The organism is Catalinimonas locisalis, assembly GCF_038039535.1.
GTDB lineage: Bacteria > Bacteroidota > Bacteroidia > Cytophagales > Cyclobacteriaceae > Catalinimonas.
Window position 1 is genome coordinate 85291 of sequence record NZ_JBBPHP010000018.1, and the last position, 20549, is coordinate 105839.

The following is a 20549-nucleotide window of genomic DNA, read 5'->3' on the forward strand; positions in this document are numbered from 1 at the left end:
TCGTCAGCACTCATCTATGGTGTTAGAGCATACTACGGTACAATTTCCATTCAGAGGGGGGTATTCGCAGCTTTTAATTGTCAAAATACAGCTGCTTTTGCGCTTTTATTTGCTTTATCTTTTCACTGTACGATTTTGCCACCTGCTTATCCTTCTCACTCTGGAGAAGATCTTCATAGTACTTTGCAGCATCTACATACAAAAAAGTATTGATACAAGGAGCATTGTTGAGCAACCAATCATATATCTTCAAAATTTCTGCTGAATGCTGATGTTGATTTCCTTCAGAATTAATTAAATCATTTAGCTTAACCCACTGCCGCTTGGCCTCTTCTGGTCTGTCACCAAAGCACATTGAGCCACCTGATAAACAATTGATACAATACTGTTCAACTTCCGTAACAGGTGGATTTCCGATATTTCGGCTTAAATAGTGAATTTTCTTCCAGTCCCCACTGCTGGTCAACACCTTTGCCAGTATCATTTCCTTCTTAGTAAGCTTATACACTACCCAATCTCCCGCTAAATATCTAATTTCTTCTGCTTGGGTAACATCAAATTTTATGTTCCGTTCATCTAGCACTTGCCATTGACCAGCTTTTTCCTGATGGCAATCCACACACCACGAAGTTGTAAGAGCACCCTGTTGTTCAAAAGCAATAATAATACCTCGGTCACTGACACGCTCCTCATTTTGAATATACTCTTTTGTCCTGACCAACTTCCATTTCCCAATCATGTTGTTGACCGCTTTAGCATTTAGCGTAATAGCACTACTATCCTCTACATAAGGATTTCCTGTGATTTGTGCATTGGTTTGAAAACAACTGAATAAAAATATTATGGCTAGGTATTTCATGCTGTAATCAGGCTATGTATGTTGTGAATAAAACAAGATAGCATTTCAGTTTTAAGTTTGAGTGCAACGGTAAATGGACAATGCTTACCATATTTACGCTTCGCTAAACTTGCGGGAGAATGACTGAAAGTTTAAATAGCGCAACAAATAGCTTTATCATTCTGCGGCTTGATAGATGAGTTGAATTACACCCGATTTGAACTGGTTGGCTTGCATCAATTTAAGGTTCAACCTGTCATGAAGATGCTCAAATAAAGGTTTACCTGCTCCCAAAACCGTAGGATGCACAGATACCCGGTATTCATCAATAAGTCCCAGATTAACAAAAGTAGTTATGAGTTTTGCTCCGCCATAAAGCCAGATATCCTTTCCCGATTCTTGTTTTATTTTTGTGACCCTCTCCACAATATCTGCATGGATATAAGTGGCTTTTTGATCTTCCCAGGCTTTGGTGGAGAATACAATTTTTTGTTTGTCATGCACTGCTGCCCAGATAGCCTTTTCTGTTGCAGATGCATTTTGATCAGGCTGATAATTTCCCCACATCTCATAGCTTATTCTACCGTAAAGAATAGTGTCAATGCCAGAAAGAAAAGTGTCAAACTTCATTTCCTTATCCATGATACACCAATCTACTTCTCCATTCGGCCCTTCAATAAACCCATCCAGAGTGGCCGCTAAATCCAAGATAATCTTTCTCATTGCGTAGTGTTAAATGTACTATGTAGTATTCTGAAAGCTTGTTCTTAATGCATTAATGAGCTGAAAGCTTCAGGATTAACTTCCTGGTTCAAGCTTGAGCGCAACGGTAAATGGACTTGTTTACCACATTTACGCTACGCTAAACTTGCGAGAGTAGGGGGGAGAGGGGCCGTTTCAATTTTTATTTAATAACTCTTTATCCTCTAAAATCCTTTGATTCAATTTATCAATCTTAATTTTCCATTTCATATTATCGTATCCACCATAAATCATTTTTATGCCCCAATCAACACTATAGGATTGTATTAATCCAAATTCATTATTCCAGTAGAGTTCTAAATCACCATCATCTGGTGGATCTTCGCGTTTATATTTAATTATTTTATAGTTAACAGAATCAATCTTATAATTTGAAGAATCTACTATAGAGAAATAATCACTTGGTCTTTTATCACCATAGATAGCTATTAATGAACTGTAGTTTTTTCCTATGGCACCAGATACTTTTTTAAAAGTAACATAGTATCCATCATGATCGGTTATGAATTCATTGGAAGAATATTTATAGGTTGTGTCGTAGAAATAAGTGAATGAATAATAATCATCAGCATCCTTTTCTTTCTTTAATCTAAGAGACGTATAATTCTTGATGTACTCCCCATCATTCCAATCATATGAATACTCCTTTAGTGCTATATTTTTTGAATTTTGGCAGCTACAAATTAGTATCAGAATCTTAATAAGGATTATGTTCTTCATCTTCCTCAATGGCATACAACAATAGGATATGCGCGTTGTACATGTTTCACTTATATCATCTAAAGATAAATTACTTTTACTTTATCAATAAACTCTCTTTTCTAAGTATTTCCTAATAACCGCTAACAAAGATTTTTAAACCGATTTGTGAATTTTACCCAATCAATAGTACTACCACCCCATCACATACCTTCGCAAAACTCTTCCCAAAATCTGGCATAGGAGTTTGACCATCAGCGCATTTAGATCAAAGCTCAGGTATCAGACATAAGCGGGCACAAGCAGGGTTTGGGAGGTATTCTATACAATCTTGTTCATAAAGCATTTCTTTTCCTGTAAAGCTTACCTGGGGCACCTGCTCTTGCTTATTTTGGTCTGCGAGTCAAACATGCCTGTGCAGGGATTTCCTTACATTTGGGCATATTTTTAACGCATGATGTGGCGCGACAAAAAGACTTACCAGGGTGTTTGCGTGATGCTGTACCTACTGCACAATCATTTATTCAACTGTTTGAATGGTTGTGTAGCAGTACATAAAGACTTGTTGATCAGAGTATATTACATTGTTGATCGGAATAGGCCTGTCAGAGACTGTTTGAAAGCTATTGTCATGCTGTAAAAAAAAGCTTATTTTGGTCATTTAGTCTTTCTGATGTAGGAACAAAGTAAGTTCTGACTTCTACAAATCTTTTTGCAGTACTGCAGAGCCATACAATCACGCCAATAAGTCCTTGTTCGGTGCGGTATGTATCAGCAAATAATTTATACGCATTTGACCTCTTCCTTGCATCTTCTATGAAAACGCCAATCATGCCTGATCCGCGGATATTTCTGCCTCCAAAATTGTAAGCGAAATCCTACCCGATTCAATCTTTATTCAACAACAAAAAATTTTAGTACTATGAAAAAGAGAAGTATTCCCGCTGAGCTAATGATGGCTCATATCGCAATTGAGAATGCTATGCAAAATAACGGTATTCTTAAGAAGTTGTCTGCTTACAATTACGATCGCAAGCGATTGATGGAAGGTAAAAGCCTGAAGGAAGAGTTACAGTTGCTGGATTCAGTAAAGCAGGACAAATATGGTCAGCAGCTGACCAGCACCGATAGTATGTATAGCCAGCGACAGGAGATTGTGGCGCTTTATCGTCAGCATGTAAAGCGTGCTAAGCTGGTTTTTGAAGGCCAGAGAGGTATTTTGGAGCAGTTACAGATCGCCGGCGCGCTCAAAACCGATACCAACGGTTTGCTGAACCAGATCTATAATTTTTACAGTAAAATAGAAGCTTTTGCCGAAGATATGGCTAAGTACAATGTGAGCCCGGAAGAGCTGGCGCAGACCAAAGCTATGGTAGAGGCGCTGTTTACTGCCCGTCAGCAGCAGGTACAGAGCAAAGGTGATGCTCAGGATGCCACCCAAAAAAGGAATGCCAAACTGAAAGAGCTGAGAAGCTGGATGACGCAGTTCCGCAAAGTAGCCCGCATCGCTCTGGCCGATGAGCCGCAACTGCTGGAAAGTCTGGGCATCATAGTGCCTACGCAGAAGGTGTAGAATTGCAGATTACAAGATTTCAAATTACAGATTAATAAATCGCTAACCCTGGCCTGTGTCCCATTGGGCAGGGAACTGGGATTGATAATAGGCTAATCTTCAGGTCATCCCGCAGCAAGGCGGCCGCCATGGAATGGAGGGATCTTTACTGCAACCCACACTTCCGAAATTCAGGGTGGTCAGGATTCCCGCGCCACGGAGGCTTCGCTTTGCTACGGAATGACAGTTCCATTTTATCGTTCTGAAGTCAGTCCGTTAGGGATTCTTGCCTGGAGGGATTAACCCCGCTGCAAGTCAAACTTAGCTTAATGTAGGGCTGATGGTAAAGATTCCCGGGCCTCGGGGGCTCCGCCTTTGGCTGCGGAATGACCTCTTAGAACTTGTAGGAAGATAAAAAAAGCGTTCGCCTCACAGCGAACGCTTTTGTATTGTTACATACTGATGATCAATCAGTACTTCTTAAACTTCATGATGCCCCAGTTCAGATAGCCTTGGTTACCGGCTTCCACCCAGTGCTTTAGGCCCTGCTGCATATTGTCCGCATACTCCTTAGAGACATTTTCTATCACTTTGTCGTAGTGCGTTTGCAGTCCTTTGAGTACGTTGGAGTAATGGTTGACCAGTTGCTCAGGCATATCTATGGTTCTCATTTCCATGAGGCCCAGCTGATCAGCAAACCCTCTGTACTTGGCCATTGAACCCATCTCTTCCAGATGGATACGCTTGAGCACAGCATCCAGTACCCCTTCCGGGCAGTCATCCGCCTGCATAGGATCGGTAAAGATGAAGATTCCTCCCGGCTTAAGCACCCGTGATGCTTCCTCAAATACCTTATACTTCTGGTTACTGTGCAGAATCGCATCCTGCGACCAGACTACATCGTACTTGGCATCTTCAAAAGGCAGGTCTTCAAAGTTACCTTCTATCACATTGATCAGATGATCTAGTCCCTGCTTACGGTTCTTCTCCACATTACGCTGATTTTCAGTCGTACTCAGGTTGAGGCAATCCACATGGCAACCAAACCTGTCAGCCAGGTAGCGAGCAGCGCCGCCATAGCCTGCACCCAGGTCAAGCACTCTGTCAATGTCAGTGATATGGTTAACTTCTTCAGCCATCTGCACCACAGTCTCACGGGAAGCTTCCTTGATGGTATTGCTACCATCGTAGATACCTATGTGTATGTCTTCTCCTCCCCAAACCGTGTGGTAAAACTCATCGGCATCCTGGCTATTATAATACTCTTTGGTTATCTCAACGAGTTTATTTTCATCCATAGTTTCAAAAAGTCTGGTTTATGGGTTATAAGATTTCTCTGCTACATGTATATAAAAATCAGGTTCTTCAGAATGATAGGTTTCCTGAAAATCACCGTAAGTAGTAATCTTCTGAAAGCCCACTTCGCAAAGTAAATTACGTACATAATCTTTTCTGAGCGGGAACATGTTTAAATGGTATGCCGACTCATCGGGAAACTCATAACGGAAACGTGCCAGCCCTTCGTCTATATGTTCAGGCTCAGCTTTCACATTTTCCCCGGCATAGTAGTAAGTATGCTTGGTAGAGAAGCCATTGTCCAGAATGGAGTCATAGTTTCTCTGATCAATGATCAGTATACCGTCATGCTTGAGTGCAGAATAGAATTCTGCTAATGTCTTACGGCGATCGTTCTCATCAAAGAGGTGGGTAAAGGAATTTCCCAGACAGATCACGGCATCATAACGTCCGTAGAGGTCACGGTTGAGCCAACGCCAGTCGGCATGAACAGTTCTCATAATATGACCGTGTTTCTGGGCATTGTCAAAGGCTTTGGCAAGCATTACAGGACTTCCATCAACGCTTACGACATCAAATCCTGCATTTAGCAATTGCACAGAATGATAGCCAGTCCCTGTGGCGGCATCCAATACTTTTTTCTTGTTATAATCCTGTAGTACTTTGATGAAAAAATCGTTCTCACCTTTGGCGCGGGCATCCCAGTCAATGAGCTGATCCCACTTCTCTACAAAACTATGGACGTATTCCATTTGGTATTGATCTGTTTCTCTTACCTCAATAGGATTTTCTCCGTAGTGTTGTTTCGTTTGCGTCATTCTGGTAATTGAATTTTAGTTTAAATAAGTCCTTAAATATAGTGAAATATATCTACAGGATGTAATGAAATAGTAATGATCATAATTTATTAATCTATCCTCGTATAATTATTTCATAATAAGGTAGATCAATAAATAAAATTATACTATATATTATTGAATGATTTTTTGGATGGTTTTTAACTCAAGAAAGCTGATGTACTGCTTAGATAAATAATACTAAAGTATAGTATCATATAGTGAAGGGTATATAGACACAAAATGTTTGGGGCTGAGGCAATAAAAAAAGCACCTTAAAAAGATGCTTGAAATTCGCAGAGGGAGAAAAGTTTAAAAAATTCCATACGTTTAGTCAAAAAAATCTAATCCCCTGCTGATACAAATATAGCATCCACTTATGAAGAGGATGTGACGCTAATATTATCTGTATGTTACCCTTTAGAGGGGGAGGTTACGGAAGTTATAAGAAAAGGAGAGCATAATAAAGCGTTGCAGTACTTCTGTATGTACACCTTCCCTATATGTCTTGGATATTGTTATGTGGATACGGTTGTTTTGCTTGAAGAAATCATATTCGGTAAGCCTAACTTCTCCTGTTTTATTTTCAATATCTTTTATCCAGGCTCATTTTCATCAATACATAGTTCTGATGGTAATCATCTGAAAGACCCGCATAGTACTGTAAGTTTGCATATGCCTAATAAAAAGTCCTGGCTTAGTCCTTAGCTGTTCCTTCAGCACGGTGTTCTGAATAAAATAATTGTTTTGCAGACTTGTCTGTCGGGTTACATCTGATGAATAAAGGTTTAAGAGATGTGTAAAATATAAATGTTGGTCTAGCGAATCAGATCTGAGGGAAACGAAACCACACTTTCATTGCCATCCTTTCCGACTGCGGCTACTCCGAAGTAGTAATTGTCAATCACAATATTCTCCAGCGTATACTCATCCACTTTTCCTACATAGCGACTGTATTGCCACTGCGGAGCAGTGGTTTCTCTCCAGTAGATTTTATAACCAGCCAGGTTAGGATCATCAGACATTTGCCACGCTAAGGTCGTGGATGGCTGTACTACGCCACCAATTTTGACGCTATCCGGTGCAGAAGGTGCCCAACCCAATCCGGCAAGTGAAATTGCATTGACAGCCGTGAGTTTTTTGGCAAATGCAAAGTTCACCCCTTCAATCACGTCGCCGTACTCAATGCCGTTTTCAACTCTGATATCCTGGTGCTGGCGATTGTAGTTTTCATGGGCTTCCATGATACGAATACCGGCAAAGCCAAGATCATTGAAAGGACGGTGGTGCCCTCCCCTGCCAAATCTATCCAGGCGATAGATCATCATAGGGTTCATCATGGGCATATAAGTTTCTGTCTGCCGATGAACATAGCGCGCCAGCTGGCGAGAGATACCATCCACTTCTCCTCCGGTAAAACGACGGAAGCGTCTTTCTTCTTCGGTCTCGGTTGGTGGAACGGGTTCGGAGAAAATACGGAAGCTACGGTTGTCTACCACGCCATCTATGCCTTCTATATTGCCGATCATATCATTGTTGAGCACTCCGATAATGCCCCAGTCTTCCCGCTGCGCGTATTCTGCCAGGCCTTTGCCTCCAAACAAACCCTGCTCCTCCCCTGATAAACCTACATATACAATTGAATTGGGAAATTCATACTGCGATAGCACACGTGCGGCCTCAATAGCGCCTGCCATACCTGATGCATTATCATTGGCTCCGGGAGCATCAATCTCATAATCGGTGGAGCTGGAAGCCCGGGAATCAATATCGCCCGACATGATGATGTACTGATTGGGATTTACTGTACCTCTCTGAATCGCCACCACATTTACAACCCAGGCATCTTTGGGCACACGGGCAGTCATCCCTTCCTCCACAAAATCCTGCTGATAAAACACCTCAAGACATCCTCCGCAGTCGGCAGATATTTTATCAAACTCAGCTTTGATCCAGCGACGGGCCGCTCCTATTCCTCGGGTATCAGACACAGTATCTGAAAAAGTATTGCGGGTACCAAAACCTGCCAGGTGACGGATATCATTTTCAATTCGCTCCGCTGAAACACTCTCTATGATATCATACATACGCATATCTACTGCCGGAGGAGCGGTAAGTTCATCCTGAGCAAATAACAAAGTAGGAAGGATATTAAGAAGTAGTAGTAAGTTCAGAGTTTTGTTCGTCATTGGGTGTTAGGTTAGCGAGTGAAAGGCTAATATATCAGCTTAAACAAGGCAAAGCCAAATAATTATTCACCTTAGTGAATTGACAGCAAATGATCAACATTAAATGACTGACAGTTTGTTTTTGGTCAGGGGCTTGGTGAGGTATTTTTCATACCCAAGTTCTGCCAGCCGTTTTTTGTCTTTGGGATTTTCTGAAGTGGTCAGCACCACAATCTTTACCGACATGCGAATATCTTCATCTAACTGATTAAACTGCTCTAAAAAATCAAATCCATCAAATACTGGCATCTTCAAATCCAACAAAATCAGATCAGGCCTTGTTTTACTATCGTTTAGATACGGAAATACTTCTTCCGCATCAGTAAATACCTGAACTTCAGAAGCAAAACCCAGTTCTTCAATTAGGTTTTGATTGATAAAGCAGGCAACATCATCGTCGTCAACCAGAAATATTTTTTGATAATTAGCCATCAGGCAGAATAAAATTAGATGTTTAGACAATAATAATTCAAATTTTTGTGCCAAGTAAATGTTATGGTTAAATTTAATAATTATATTTTTTTACATATTTATAGTATATTTCTATGGAAGGCCAATTATTTTCTGTTGACTCGGTTTTTATGCCACACGGTCATTGCTATTATTGGGAGCCTTTCATCCTCTGGTCTCATGCAATCTCCGATTCAATCATAGCGCTTGCCTATTTTGCCATTCCCATCAGCCTGGTACAAATAGTCAGAAAAAGGAATGACTTCAGGTATATGTGGATGCTCGTATTATTTGCTGTTTTTATACTGGGCTGCGGCGCTACCCATGTGATGGATGTCATCAACATCTGGACTCCTTTTTACCGAATAGATGCCGGTATCCGTATAGTCACAGCACTTGCTTCGGTAGGTACCGCTATCTTGCTGATATTTATTACCCCCAAACTTATTCTGATCCCCAGTGCACAGAAGTGGGAGCAAATCAATGAGGAGCTTTCCACCCTCAACGAAAGTCTGGAAAAGCAGGTTGAAAATCGTACTTCCGAGCTTACCGAAAGTATGGCAGCCATGAAGTTTTTAACCGATACCATTCCTCAAATCGTATGGACAGCAAATAAATACGGTGAGCTTGATTACTATAACAAAAACTGGTACGCTTATACCGGCCTGGATGAAAAAGAGAGTATTGCCTATGGCTGGCAGGTGGTTATTCATCCCGATGAAATGCAGGCCCTGACTGACCGCTGGAACCATTCGGTCAAAACATCAGAAAACTTCCAGTTTGAATTCAGAATGAAGCACGTCAAAGACGGTTCATACCGCTGGCATCTGGGCCGAGCCCACCCAATGAAAGATGAAAATGGTGAAGTGCTTAAGTGGTTTGGTACCGCCACCGATATACACGACCAGAAAGAAAAGAGTGAGGAAGTAAGAAAGGTAAATGAAGAACTTGATAAATTTATCTATACCGCTTCTCATGACCTGAAAGCTCCGGTTACTAACCTGGAAGGGTTGATGCATTTGCTTGAACAGAGAAGTAGCGAAGAACAGGCAAAAGAGAGTAACAAGCTCATGGGAATGATGAATAAGCAGGTGGACAAATTAAAATTGATCATTCATGACCTATCAGACGTGGGGCAGATCAAACGGTCTGGCAGAGATGACTTTGAAGATGTGAATCTGGAAACCATGATCAAGGACTTCATGCAAAGCAACAAAGAAAGAATTGAAGAGAACAATACCGAAATACAGCTTGAGCTTGACAATGAAGTGATATTTTTCTCCCCTCAGCATTTACAGATCATTCTCTATAACCTCTTGGACAATGCTATCAAGTACACCAAGTACGCTAACAAGTCTCTGATCACTGTATCATCAGCATTTGATGATGGACATTGGGTACTGAAAGTAAAAGACAATGGTATTGGTATCAATGAAGAGCATCAAAACAAGATTTTTGAGATGTTCCAAAGATTTAGCCGTCACAAAGACGGAACGGGTATGGGGCTGTATATTGTAAAAACCACTGTAGAAAAATACAAGGGAAGCGTAGAGGTAGAAAGTGTGGCTGGAAAAGGGAGCACATTTACGGTGTTATTACCTTCATCATTGTTAAAAACTAATACAACGTTTAACAATAACAGCTAAGCTAATCCTGCAAATCGCCTTCTTAGGGTTTTATTTTATTAGATAATCTCTCTTTGTAACCAGAAGGAATTTATTGGTGAAATGTGGGAACCTTAATTAACTATTTGGGGTATACATAGGCGATATACTTCAAAACCAAAAACTGACATGCCTCAACTTACTGCCAGGAAAGGTCTCATCGGACAATTGCGTATCGCTGCTATCATGGAAGGTATTTCTTATATATTACTGCTGGCAGTAACCATGCCGCTTAAGTACCTTGCCGACATGCCGGAACCTAATATGTTTGTAGGCTATGCCCACGGTCTGCTCTTTATCTGGTATGTGGGGCTTGTGCTTTTGGTAGCCTATAGTTACCGCTGGAACTTCAAACCCACTGCAATCGCACTAGCAGCTTCCCTTATTCCCGCGGCTACTTTCTATGTGGAGGCTAAGATGCTAAAGGACAAAAAGCTTACTACTTAGTCTCGTCTTTTAAATATTAGACGTAGTAAAGCCTAGTGTTTAAGTGATTGCTCGTAATAAATCTTTTAGGTTTGTGCTATATCACAACTTTGATATCAGTAACACTTAATTTTGTTGAAAAAACGCTATATTAACTATGGTGTTATGAATGATTATTTTTAACAAAACAACAGGTGTTATGAAAAAGATCCGTTTTCCGTGCTATTGCTGCTCGCCCTTACCTTGGTGGCAGCCAATCCTAAGAAAAAAGTACTCTCCCAACTGGAAGCTGCCAAAGACTTCTTAGAAGTTCCGGCAGGGGTAGTCTATGTGAATGAAGAACAACAGCAGTTGGACCATTTTTACATCTCTAAATATGAGGTGAGCAATGCGCAGTACCAGGCATTTCTGGATGACCTCAAAGCCCAGGAAAAAGATGAGCTATATGCGCTTGCTCAACCAAAGACTCAGAAACCTGCCTCCTGGCAAAAAATGCCTCTGGTAAACGACTCATACTTTCCGGAATACTTTTCTTACAAAGGTTTCGCTGACTTTCCTGTCTTAGGGATTAGCTACCCAGCAGCCCAGGCATACTGTAAGTGGTTATCCGAAAAGGCCAGTAAAGAAGTGAGCGGTCAATACAATATACAATTTCGCTTGCCTACCGAAGCTGAGTGGATTCGCGCTGCCCGCGGCGAAACACAAAATGAATATGCCTGGGGAAGTCCTTACCTACGAGATGGGAAAGGCTATTTTTATTGTAACTTCAAGCGAATCAGTGCCGAACAGGTAACTTATAATGTAGAAAAGAACGTCTACGAGATTGTCCCTCCACCTTCTGACTATGAAGAACATGGCTTACCCGACAAAGTAAACGCATATGATGCCAACGAATTTGGCTTACATAATATGTGTGGGAATGTGGCCGAGATGGTATCGCTTGAAGGAATTGCGCTGGGCGGTAGCTGGAACGATACTGGCTACGATGTAAGGATAGAAAGTGTATCACAATATGAAGGTACGTCACCCTATGTGGGCTTCAGGCCGGTGATGATACTCACTGAGAAGTAAACAAGTCCACGGGCTGCCGCATTAGGCAGCCTTTTCCTTTTGGCTCCATCTCTGCTAAAATCCTATGCGCTTGCAGTTCATTAACATGCTCACCACCGTGGGCAGCGCATAGTCGGAAGTAAGCAGCCAGATTTCTAGGGTGTGTAAGCTTTAGACACTGAACTTATAGACTGTTTTCTGAAGTGAGCGTGCTTCAGTGGACTTACTGCTACGTCCCCACCATGGTGAGCACGCATCGGACGTACTACTTTTGCGTTCCCTCCGCAGTGGGTGTAAGGCTGACGTAAGTTTATGCATCACCTCAGCGGAGGGCATGCACAATACCTTTTACTTTTTGGTCCCCACCATGGAGGGGACGCTGCAGATGTAAGGTTTGTGCGTCCCCACGCCGGTGAGCGTAAGGAAAATGTAAGTTTATGCATGCCCTCCACAGTGAACATAGGCAAGTTCTGCTACTTTTCCATCTTTTCTACTGATTGATACAGAAAGTCATATCAATAAAAAAAAGGCCTACCTCTAAAGGTAGTCCTTCCTGAGCTTAGCTTATGGTTTTGTTCAGCCTGGATGCTGCCAGATGATCTATGAACCAGTGCAGTTCACCATCCTCAGGCTTGATCAGCTGAGCAGGATATTCTTCAGGATGATAAGCACCCTCCAATACTTCATGCAAAGCATCCGCTTTCTTCTCTCCAAAAGCTAAAAAAGCAATGCACTCCGCCTGATTGATCAGTTGGGGCATCATACTGATACGGTAAGTATCCAATTTTTCTACCCACATCTCTTTTACCCAGGTCATAGACTTGTGGGAGAAAGGCACATGAGGGAAAAGTGAAGCTGTATGGCCATCATCCCCCATACCCAAAAGGATCAGGTCAAAACGGGGTGATCTGCCCTGAAAAAACTCCTGTAGTGTTTCTTCATACTGCAAAGCAGCGATATCCGCCCTAAACTCACCGTGTATGGGAAATATCTGATCTTCAGGTACCGGCACATGCTTAAGTAAAGTCTGATAGGCCATGCCCGCATTACTGTCCTTATCCTCAATGGGAACAGGACGTTCATCTCCCCAGAAAACATAGGTTTTGTTCCAGGCTACCTGATTGACAAAAGGAGGCTGAGTAAGCAGAGTATACAGGCCTTTGGGCGAACTACCACCGGTAAGGCATACCACAAAACGGCCGTTTCTTTCTACCGCTTCCCGGCTCTTTCTCACAAACAATTCTGCTGCACTATAACTAAGATCATCGGTATTTTCGTAGACATGCAGATTGAGGATACCCTTCTTTGGAAACTGCTCATTTTCCTCTATCACCGTTTCTTTGACATTGGTGGCCTTAGGGTTAATCCATTCATGCCCTTCCTGCATCAGCAGCTCGTCGGCTTCCTGTGGTCCCCAGCTACCCGAAGAATACTTGGGCAGGGCATGCTTACCATTTTCTTTCCACCTGTCCAGTATGGGCATCACTACTTCCCAGGCTTCTTCCACCTGATCGGCACGCATGAAGAGGGCAGCGTTCCCTTCCATCGCATCCAGCAGGAGCGCTTCATAGGCTTCGGGCGGTTCGGCATCGTAGAAGGTCTGGTAATCAAAAACCATCTCCACCGGATTCAGAATCTGATGAATGCCCGGGCGCTTAGCCTGGAACCTGATCGTAATGCCCATGTCCGGCTGTATGTTGATGATGATGCGGTTGGGTTCTCTCAAAGTCTGCTGATCATAGGCAAAGGCCCGATGCGGTGGCTTGCGGAGCTGAATGGTGATGACCGAACATTTATCCGCCAAGCGTTTCCCTGTTCTCACATAGAAAGGTACATCCTGCCAACGCCAGTTATCTATGTTAAACTTGAGGGCGGTGTAGGTTTCGGTGGTAGACTCAGGGTCTACGCCTTCTTCTTCCGTATAGCCTTCTGCTTTTTTACCTTTGATCCAGCCTTTATCATACTGCGCCCGGACTGCATTTTTATCTACCTCCTCAGGCTTCAGTATGCGAATGGCTTTCAGCACATCCACCTTTTTGTTGCGAATCTCATCAGCATCCAGATTGATGGGCGGCTCCATAGCGATCATAGACACCAGTTGGAGCACATGATTTTGCACCATATCGCGTAAAGCACCAGAATCTTCGTAATAAGCACCTCTGCTTTCTACCCCCACGGTTTCTGCCACAGTGATTTGCACATGGTCTATATAGTTGCGGTTCCAGAGGGGTTCAAAGATGGTATTGGCAAAACGAAAGGTAAGAATGTTCTGCACCGTTTCCTTACCCAGATAATGGTCAATACGGAAGATCTGCTTTTCATCATAGAGGTCGGTGAGCAGTTTATTAAGCTGTTTGGCACTTTCCAGATCGTGACCAAAGGGCTTCTCAATCACGATACGAGAGCATTCCAGATCATGACAAGCCTGGGTAGAGGCAAGATTGGTCGCGATGGTGCCAAAAAGCTGAGGAGCCACCGATAGATAAAAGAGGCGATTGGCCTTTATATTCCAGCTTTGTTCCAACTCTCCTATCTTGGTATCTAACTGCTGGAACGACTCCTTCTTCTTCACATCCATAATGAAGTACTCAATATGCTCGGCGAAACCTTTCCAGACCTGCTCATTGGAGATTTCACGTCGTGAGAACTCGGCTACTTCCTTTCTGAGCATCTCACGATAATCTTCATTTGAGTATTCAGTACGTCCCAGCCCTATCACACTAAACTGTTCGGGCAGGTAATTGTCCAGGTAGAGGTTAAATAAGGCCGGGATGAGTTTTCTTTTATTAAGATCGCCGCTCCCCCCGAAGATGATTACCACGGTAGGGGCCAGCTTAGCTTTACTAAATTCCATAGGTTAGGTATTTAAAAGTTTAAGATTGCCCCCAGATGGTATGAAAAGCGCCGGTTTTGTCCAGCCGCTCATAGGTATGGGCTCCAAAATAATCTCGCTGCGCCTGTACCAGATTGGAGGGCAGGCGAGCCGTACGGTAACTGTCAAAATAATGCAGAGATGCGGAAAGCGCGGCGGTGGGAATACCCTGCTGCAAACATTGGCCTAAGACTTTTCGGGTACTGTCAGCTGTCTTATTCAGTGTATCCGCCACTACCGGACTCACCATCAGATTGGGTAAGTTTGTACCCTGAGAAAAGGCTTTCATAAAATTTTCCAGCATTCTGGCCCGGATGATGCAGCCGCCCCGCCATATCTTGGCTACTTCAGCAAGGTTCAGTGCAAAGTTCATCTCTTCAGAAGCTTTCTGCAACATGGCAAAACCCTGGGCATAAGAGATTAGCATACTGAAGTGCAGCGCATCATGGGCCTGGCTAATCAGTTCTTCCTGATGGTCAGTTACCTTAACTTCGGGGCCATTCAGCAGGCTTTCTGCTTTTTGTCTTTCCTGCTTGAGCGAAGAAAGGTAGCGCATGGTTACTGCGGAATCAATAGTAGGAATGGCAACGCCCAGGTCCATCGCACTCTGGGAGGTCCACTTGCCGGTGCCTTTCTGTTTTGCACTATCCAGAATATTGTTGATCAGCATCTCCCCTTCCTGCTGGTCATCGGCCTGAAGGAAAATATCTGCCGTAATTTCCAGCAGGAAGGATTGCAGTACATCTTCATTCCAGGCCTTAAATGTCTTGTGCAGCTGGTCTTCATTCAGGCCGCCTCTCCTCCGCAGTACATCGTAGGTTTCGGCAATTAGCTGCATAATGGCGTATTCAATGCCATTGTGTACCATCTTCACGTAATGACCGGCTGCACCATGTCCGAGAAAAGCCACGCAGGCCTCGCCATTTACCTTAGCAGCAGCAGCTTCCAGGATACCACGTACCGGTTCGTAGGCATCTTTCTTGCCTCCCGGCATCAGGCTGGGACCGAAACGGGCACCTTTCTCTCCACCGGAGACACCCATGCCCAGAAAATGTATCTTAGCTTCATCCAGGTATTCCATACGACGAGTGGTATCGTCATAATGGGAGTTCCCCCCGTCAATGATAATATCCCCTTCGGAAAGTTGAGGGAGCAGACTTTCAATCACCGAGTCCACTGCTTTACCGGCAGGAACCAGCAGCATAATTCTACGAGGAGATTTAAGTGCCTTTATAAATGTAGGCATATCAGCAGTGGCCTGCACATTACTTTCGGATTTCTCCTTGTCCAGGGCTTCTACTTTTTCATGGTCAAGGTCATAGCCTATCACTTCAAAATTATGGTCTGCCACGTTAAGTAGGAAGTTTCTTCCCATTACGCCCAGGCCTATCATACCAAAGTCACACTTTGCTTGTATGTCCATAGTTTGTAAATTGTACTGGTTAGTATTTGCTTATTGTGTGTGTTTGCTTTCTATATTTTTCAGCTTAGTCAGCCTTCTCTCGTGCCTTTCTTCCCCCGAATACTTCGCCTGCAAAAAAGTTTTGATCAATTCTTCGGCATAGGTTTCCCCTATCACTCTAGCGCCCAGGCAAATGATGTTCATATCATCATGCTCTACCCCCTGATGAGCAGAGTAGCTTTCGTTGATGAGGGCCGCCCTCACTCCTATTACTTTGTTGGCTACGATGCAGGCACCTATACCACTTCCGCAGATGGCAATACCTCTTTCAATCTCACCCTTACTTACCGCCTCGGCAAGCGGCAATACATGATCCGGATAGTCATCAGTGACATCAAAGATATGGGCACCAAAGTCCTGAATGGAATAATTGGGCTGTAAAATCGCTTTGAGCTTTTCTTTAAGCTCAAAACCACCATGATCGGCAGCAATTCCGATTTTCATCTGTGTAGGTCTTTAGGTAAAACATGGCAAAAAGTTGTGCTTCCTATACCCAAGGTCAAGGGAAGCTTAAATTAGGAACTAGTAAGACAAACGGAAATCATTCGTTAAGGATGAGCTTTAGCCTGCTTAATTGATAAGCTAAGAGAATTCGTAAAAAAATAGCCCGGAGATATACTTCCTTAGAAAGGATTTAAATAGGAAAAAACCTTTAACATTATGCCTCTCTGACTCGTTCTAAAACTAACAAACAAAATTTGATTATGGAAAAGTTAGTAAATAAAAAACCAAACACTAAAAACGCTGCCAGCATAGGTTTATCAGAAGATAACCGTGCAGGAGCAGCAGAGATTTTGAATCATATACTGGCGAATGAGTCAGTTTTATATACTAAGACCAGGAATTTCCACTGGAACGTAACCGGTCCTTTGTTTTATAGCCTACACAACCTACTGGAAGAACAATATCAGCAGATGGCTACTAACATTGATGAGATTGCTGAAAGAGCTCGTCAGATGGGATTCAGGGCTATTGGTAGCATGCAGGAGTTTCTGGATCTGGCAAGCCTTAAAGAATCTAAGAATGAGAAGTTGAGCGATACTGACATGGTAGCTCAACTCGTAAAAGACCACGAAAGCATTATTCAAAGTATGCGAGTGGACATTGAGAAATTGGAAGATGAGTTTCAGGATGCAGGTAATGCTGATTTTGTTACTGCACTCATGCAGGAACATGAGAAAATGGCCTGGATGCTCAGATCACTTCTGAAGTGATAATTATAATAACACAGTATAATAGAAAGGCTGTCTCCGCGGAGGCAGCCTTTTTTTTATATAGCGCTGGTAATCAAACTTAAGTTGTGGGTAGACCCGGTCATCTTCCCCTGCATTTGACGTATGGTCTTATGCCTTCTACTATATTTTCTAATTAGGAAAGGGTGTTTATTTGTTCAGAGTATAAAATGATACTTTTAAACTTTCAGGCATTAGCACTTTCACGGCTGATTAATTGTAATATTTGACAGGGTTGTGAAGCGCTACATAAGTTTAAGAAAAGTTAAAACTAAGCTCAATGAAAACAAATAAAGAAGCCATCACCAAGCTTATTGAAGAATACCAAACCTCTTTTCACCCACTCATACCTGGACTGAAAGAGCAGGATCTGCTAACCTTGGATTTTACTGAGAGCAGCCCCTATCTTAAAGAGCTAGACCTCAAAGATACGCCTGCCTTCCACCATCTTATTTTTGATAGAGTGCTTCAAGGAAAAGTCGGTATAGGTGGTTTTTTTGAGGATAGAATTATTTATCGCAGAAGTTCACATTACGACGGAGACGAGTCGCGCAGTCTTCACCTGGGCCTTGATATCTGGGCTCCGGCTGGCACTAAACTCTACAGCCCTCTTGCCGGTCAAATTCATAGCTTGCAGGACAATCAGGGATTCGGAAACTATGGCCCTACCCTTATACTAGAACATCATTTGGAAGAGGCCACTTTTTATGTGCTTTACGGTCATCTGGATAGCAAAATTCTGGGGAAGTGGAAAGTGGGTGATCCGGTAGCGCCGGGAGAATATTTGGGTGACATTGGTAATTTTCCAGAAAACGGAGACTGGCCTCCTCACTTGCATTGGCAGATGATGACTGATATGCTCGGACACAAGGGGGACTTTCCCGGCGTAGCTGCTCCCTCTGATCGTAAATTTTATTTGCAATTATGCATAGATCCTCACTATATTTTAAGACTGGCAGAATAATTTTTCACAAATACCACGTTGTTTTCTTAGACTAAAAAATCTTTTGGAACGCTACTATCAAATATTAGGAATACCTGAAGGCTCTTCTCAAATTGAGATCAAAAAAGCCTACAGAAAATTGGCTATGCGATTTCATCCTGATAAAAATGATGGAAAAGATATAGGTCAGCGTTTCTTTCAGATCACTGAAGCTTATGAAATTTTGATTGGTATACGTAAAGCACCAATGGTACGAACAGTAACCCGTCAGTATCATCAGCAGGCTTACGGAAGAAGATCCTTTAATTTCAGGAGGCAATCGTATCGTGATATGTGGGAGGAAGAGAGGGATAGACGAAGAGGAGAGGCCCGTAGTCGTGCTAAGGAGCAGGCTAAAATGCGTTATGAAAACTTCAAGAAAAACAATGAAGCTTTTAAGAAAACCTGGTATTACAAACCTGCCTACTACTTTATTCATACAGTACATTTATTGGGTTGGGCATTTGGAGTGATACTTTTATTTTCTCCTTTCTTTGCAGCATTTTATTTTCATATCCATGGAAGTCAATGGTGGAAATGTCTCTTTTGCTTACCCTTAATTCTGGCAGGTGTTTTATGTATAGAACATACCCAAAGGTTAAAACAAGAAGCAGAACCTTATTTTCGTTAAATAACTTTTTTGCAAATTTAATGTATATACAATAAATACGCATGTAAATTTCTAAAGCTTTAGTAAGGAATATATCAAGAATGAGTTCCTGGATGGAATAGTATCGGTAAATTAATCTTACTATAAATAAACAATTATACTAGTAAACCTATTTTTACTTATGTAATAATTACAAAAAAACAGAAGTTTCGTAATTGACTTAACCTAAGAATAATACTAACCATGCAGCCTCAATAATACTCTTTCAAGTTAAAGTATAATTTTAATCAAATGGAAGGTTTATTAATTACTTGCTAATGATTGTAGTGAAATTTTAAAAATATAAGATGAATAGTCTATAAAAATTAATAATTACAATTTATTACAAGTATTCAATACAATGGTGAAAATAAGCTTTGATGTTTCAGATTTATTATTAGATTTGAATAATATGTTACCCTGATGTTAATCGCTGTAGCAGGTAATATAGGCACTGGTAAAACAACACTGGTTGGGCGCTTAGCAAAGCATTTCAGGTTCAGGGCTGAGTATGAGGCCGTACATGAAAACCCCTACTTATCCCTCTTCTACGAAGATATGCAGCGCTGGGCATTTCCTCTTCAGGTTTATTTTCTAGGTCATCGTTTTCGTCAGGGTTTGAACTTGGAAAAGCATGATACAGGGGTAGTTCTAGATAGAACGATTTACGAAGATGCTGATGTCTTCGCAAAAAATCTTTATCGTTCATCGTATCTGAGCAAAGTAGATTACGAAAACTACCTGAATCTTTACCAATCAATGGTATTGATTGTGCCCAAACCCGATATTTTGGTTTACTTAAAGGGTAAGCCTGAAAACTTGAAATACAGAATTAGTCATAGAGGTAAAAGGGGCGAAAGAAGCTATGAACAGTCTATTTCTTTATCTTATCTTAAGGATTTAAATGATTGTTATGCTTCCTGGATAGAAAGTTATTCATATTCTCCCATCATTACTGTAGACATTGACACAATTGATTTAGCAAAAGATGAGCATTTTGAAACTCTATTAAAAAACATTCAAAATCAAAAAAGATGCGTCACTTAGAAGATTTTTATGTAAAAAATATATTGGGAGAATCAAAAATCTATTACAGACTAAAACCCATTATTTTTCCTGAAAACGAATTTACCTATCTGGGTACTGAAATATTTACAAAACAAGGTGAAGCCAACATAGAAAGCCATGAGCTTACCTATCGTGACATTTTACAAATGTATGAAGATGGTTTTTATACCATTGAACGTGAAGAATTTGAGAGAGCGCAAGCTTTGGTAAATAAAGAAATAGAAGAAGCACAGCCAGTGGAAGATTGATTTGGTCAGTTTTCTTCTAAATCTTCTGAGTTTATTTTCTGCAAAAGCTTCTCCCAACCCCAGATTTGTTCGGCTGAAGTATCGCGGTATCTTTCCGTGAGTTTGCGCAACATATCTGCTCTGGCACTTAGTTTCTGAGCTTGTTTCTCAGCTACATCAATTTTTTTATCTATTTCCTTATCAAAATTTTCGTCTTGGTCTTCCAGCATAGCCCTGACATTTACTTTATACTAAA

21 protein-coding genes are annotated in these 20549 nt (G+C 41.9%); 10 read left to right on the forward strand and 11 right to left on the reverse strand.

Annotated elements, in window-relative coordinates; genetic code table 11:
• Positions 1-73: 73 nt before the first annotated feature.
• The 3 genes from WJR50_RS19895 to WJR50_RS19905 form a co-directional block, all read right to left on the reverse strand.
• Entirely contained in the window at positions 74-859 is a 786-nt protein-coding gene (locus WJR50_RS19895) for a hypothetical protein (RefSeq protein WP_341295068.1), read from the reverse strand.
• Between the two features lie 156 nt (positions 860-1015).
• The gene (locus WJR50_RS19900) at positions 1016-1561 is read right to left on the reverse strand and encodes a dihydrofolate reductase family protein (RefSeq protein ID WP_341295069.1); all 546 of its coding nucleotides are present in this window, start codon (positions 1559-1561) and stop codon (positions 1016-1018) included.
• Between the two features lie 174 nt (positions 1562-1735).
• Complete coding sequence (locus WJR50_RS19905) at positions 1736-2320, reverse strand: hypothetical protein (RefSeq protein ID WP_341295070.1); 585 nt, start codon at positions 2318-2320, stop codon at positions 1736-1738.
• Between the two features lie 901 nt (positions 2321-3221).
• On the opposite strand from WJR50_RS19905, the gene WJR50_RS19910 reads away from it, so the two are divergent.
• The gene (locus tag WJR50_RS19910; protein WP_341295071.1) at positions 3222-3872 is read left to right on the forward strand and encodes a PQLLE family protein; all 651 of its coding nucleotides are present in this window, start codon (positions 3222-3224) and stop codon (positions 3870-3872) included.
• Positions 3873-4321: 449 nt separating this feature from the next.
• Here WJR50_RS19910 and WJR50_RS19915 read toward each other — a convergent pair whose 3' ends face one another.
• The 4 genes from WJR50_RS19915 to WJR50_RS19930 all read right to left on the reverse strand — a co-directional run bounded on the left by WJR50_RS19915 (position 4322) and on the right by WJR50_RS19930 (position 8643).
• A complete protein-coding gene (locus tag WJR50_RS19915; protein WP_341295072.1) occupies positions 4322-5149 on the reverse strand; it encodes a methyltransferase domain-containing protein in 828 nt (275 codons plus the stop codon).
• Between the two features lie 18 nt (positions 5150-5167).
• Positions 5168-5965, reverse strand: a complete 798-nt coding sequence (locus tag WJR50_RS19920; protein ID WP_341295073.1) for a glycine/sarcosine N-methyltransferase — start codon at positions 5963-5965, stop codon at positions 5168-5170.
• An 836-nt stretch (positions 5966-6801) separates the two neighbouring features.
• Positions 6802-8172 carry a M28 family peptidase gene (locus tag WJR50_RS19925; RefSeq protein WP_341295074.1) on the reverse strand — a complete coding sequence of 457 codons (1371 nt, stop codon included), beginning with the start codon at positions 8170-8172 and terminating at the stop codon, positions 6802-6804.
• Between the two features lie 99 nt (positions 8173-8271).
• A complete protein-coding gene (locus WJR50_RS19930; RefSeq protein ID WP_341295075.1) occupies positions 8272-8643 on the reverse strand; it encodes a response regulator in 372 nt (123 codons plus the stop codon).
• A gap of 113 nt (positions 8644-8756) precedes the next feature.
• On the opposite strand from WJR50_RS19930, the gene WJR50_RS19935 reads away from it, so the two are divergent.
• The 4 genes from WJR50_RS19935 to WJR50_RS19950 all read left to right on the forward strand — a co-directional run bounded on the left by WJR50_RS19935 (position 8757) and on the right by WJR50_RS19950 (position 12302).
• On the forward strand, positions 8757-10307 hold the full coding sequence (locus WJR50_RS19935) for a sensor histidine kinase (protein WP_341295076.1): 1551 nt from the start codon (positions 8757-8759) through the stop codon (positions 10305-10307).
• A 147-nt stretch (positions 10308-10454) separates the two neighbouring features.
• Positions 10455-10772 (forward strand): DUF3817 domain-containing protein, encoded by a 318-nt coding sequence (locus WJR50_RS19940; protein ID WP_341295077.1) that lies wholly within the window; start codon positions 10455-10457, stop codon positions 10770-10772.
• 198 nt (positions 10773-10970) lie between these two features.
• Positions 10971-11822 carry a formylglycine-generating enzyme family protein gene (locus WJR50_RS19945; protein WP_341295078.1) on the forward strand — a complete coding sequence of 284 codons (852 nt, stop codon included), beginning with the start codon at positions 10971-10973 and terminating at the stop codon, positions 11820-11822.
• Between the two features lie 291 nt (positions 11823-12113).
• Positions 12114-12302: a hypothetical protein gene (locus WJR50_RS19950; protein WP_341295079.1), complete on the forward strand. Its 189-nt coding sequence runs from the start codon at positions 12114-12116 to the stop codon at positions 12300-12302.
• Between the two features lie 58 nt (positions 12303-12360).
• On the opposite strand, the gene zwf is transcribed toward WJR50_RS19950, so the two are convergent.
• From zwf to WJR50_RS19965, 3 genes are read right to left on the reverse strand one after another with little or no spacing between them, the layout of a single operon-like run.
• Positions 12361-14655: a glucose-6-phosphate dehydrogenase gene (gene zwf / locus WJR50_RS19955; protein WP_341295080.1), complete on the reverse strand. Its 2295-nt coding sequence runs from the start codon at positions 14653-14655 to the stop codon at positions 12361-12363.
• A gap of 19 nt (positions 14656-14674) precedes the next feature.
• Positions 14675-16096 (reverse strand): NADP-dependent phosphogluconate dehydrogenase, encoded by a 1422-nt coding sequence (gene gnd, locus WJR50_RS19960; RefSeq protein WP_341295081.1) that lies wholly within the window; start codon positions 16094-16096, stop codon positions 14675-14677.
• A gap of 30 nt (positions 16097-16126) precedes the next feature.
• Positions 16127-16579, reverse strand: a complete 453-nt coding sequence (locus WJR50_RS19965; protein WP_341295082.1) for an RpiB/LacA/LacB family sugar-phosphate isomerase — start codon at positions 16577-16579, stop codon at positions 16127-16129.
• 260 nt (positions 16580-16839) lie between these two features.
• Between WJR50_RS19965 and WJR50_RS19970 the strand changes: the two genes are divergently transcribed.
• The 5 genes from WJR50_RS19970 (at position 16840) to WJR50_RS19990 (ending at position 20314) form a co-directional block, all read left to right on the forward strand.
• On the forward strand, positions 16840-17349 hold the full coding sequence (locus WJR50_RS19970) for a Dps family protein (RefSeq protein ID WP_341295083.1): 510 nt from the start codon (positions 16840-16842) through the stop codon (positions 17347-17349).
• Positions 17350-17647: 298 nt separating this feature from the next.
• Positions 17648-18331 (forward strand): peptidoglycan DD-metalloendopeptidase family protein, encoded by a 684-nt coding sequence (locus WJR50_RS19975; protein ID WP_341295084.1) that lies wholly within the window; start codon positions 17648-17650, stop codon positions 18329-18331.
• A gap of 43 nt (positions 18332-18374) precedes the next feature.
• Positions 18375-18980 carry a J domain-containing protein gene (locus WJR50_RS19980; RefSeq protein ID WP_341295085.1) on the forward strand — a complete coding sequence of 202 codons (606 nt, stop codon included), beginning with the start codon at positions 18375-18377 and terminating at the stop codon, positions 18978-18980.
• 441 nt (positions 18981-19421) lie between these two features.
• Entirely contained in the window at positions 19422-20045 is a 624-nt protein-coding gene (locus tag WJR50_RS19985) for a deoxynucleoside kinase (protein ID WP_341295086.1), read from the forward strand.
• On the forward strand, positions 20033-20314 hold the full coding sequence (locus WJR50_RS19990; protein WP_341295087.1) for a hypothetical protein: 282 nt from the start codon (positions 20033-20035) through the stop codon (positions 20312-20314). Before WJR50_RS19985 ends, WJR50_RS19990 begins: the two co-directional genes overlap by 13 nt.
• Before the next feature lie 5 nt (positions 20315-20319).
• On the opposite strand, the gene WJR50_RS19995 is transcribed toward WJR50_RS19990, so the two are convergent.
• A complete protein-coding gene (locus WJR50_RS19995; RefSeq protein ID WP_341295088.1) occupies positions 20320-20523 on the reverse strand; it encodes a hypothetical protein in 204 nt (67 codons plus the stop codon).
• Positions 20524-20549: the final 26 nt, after the last annotated feature.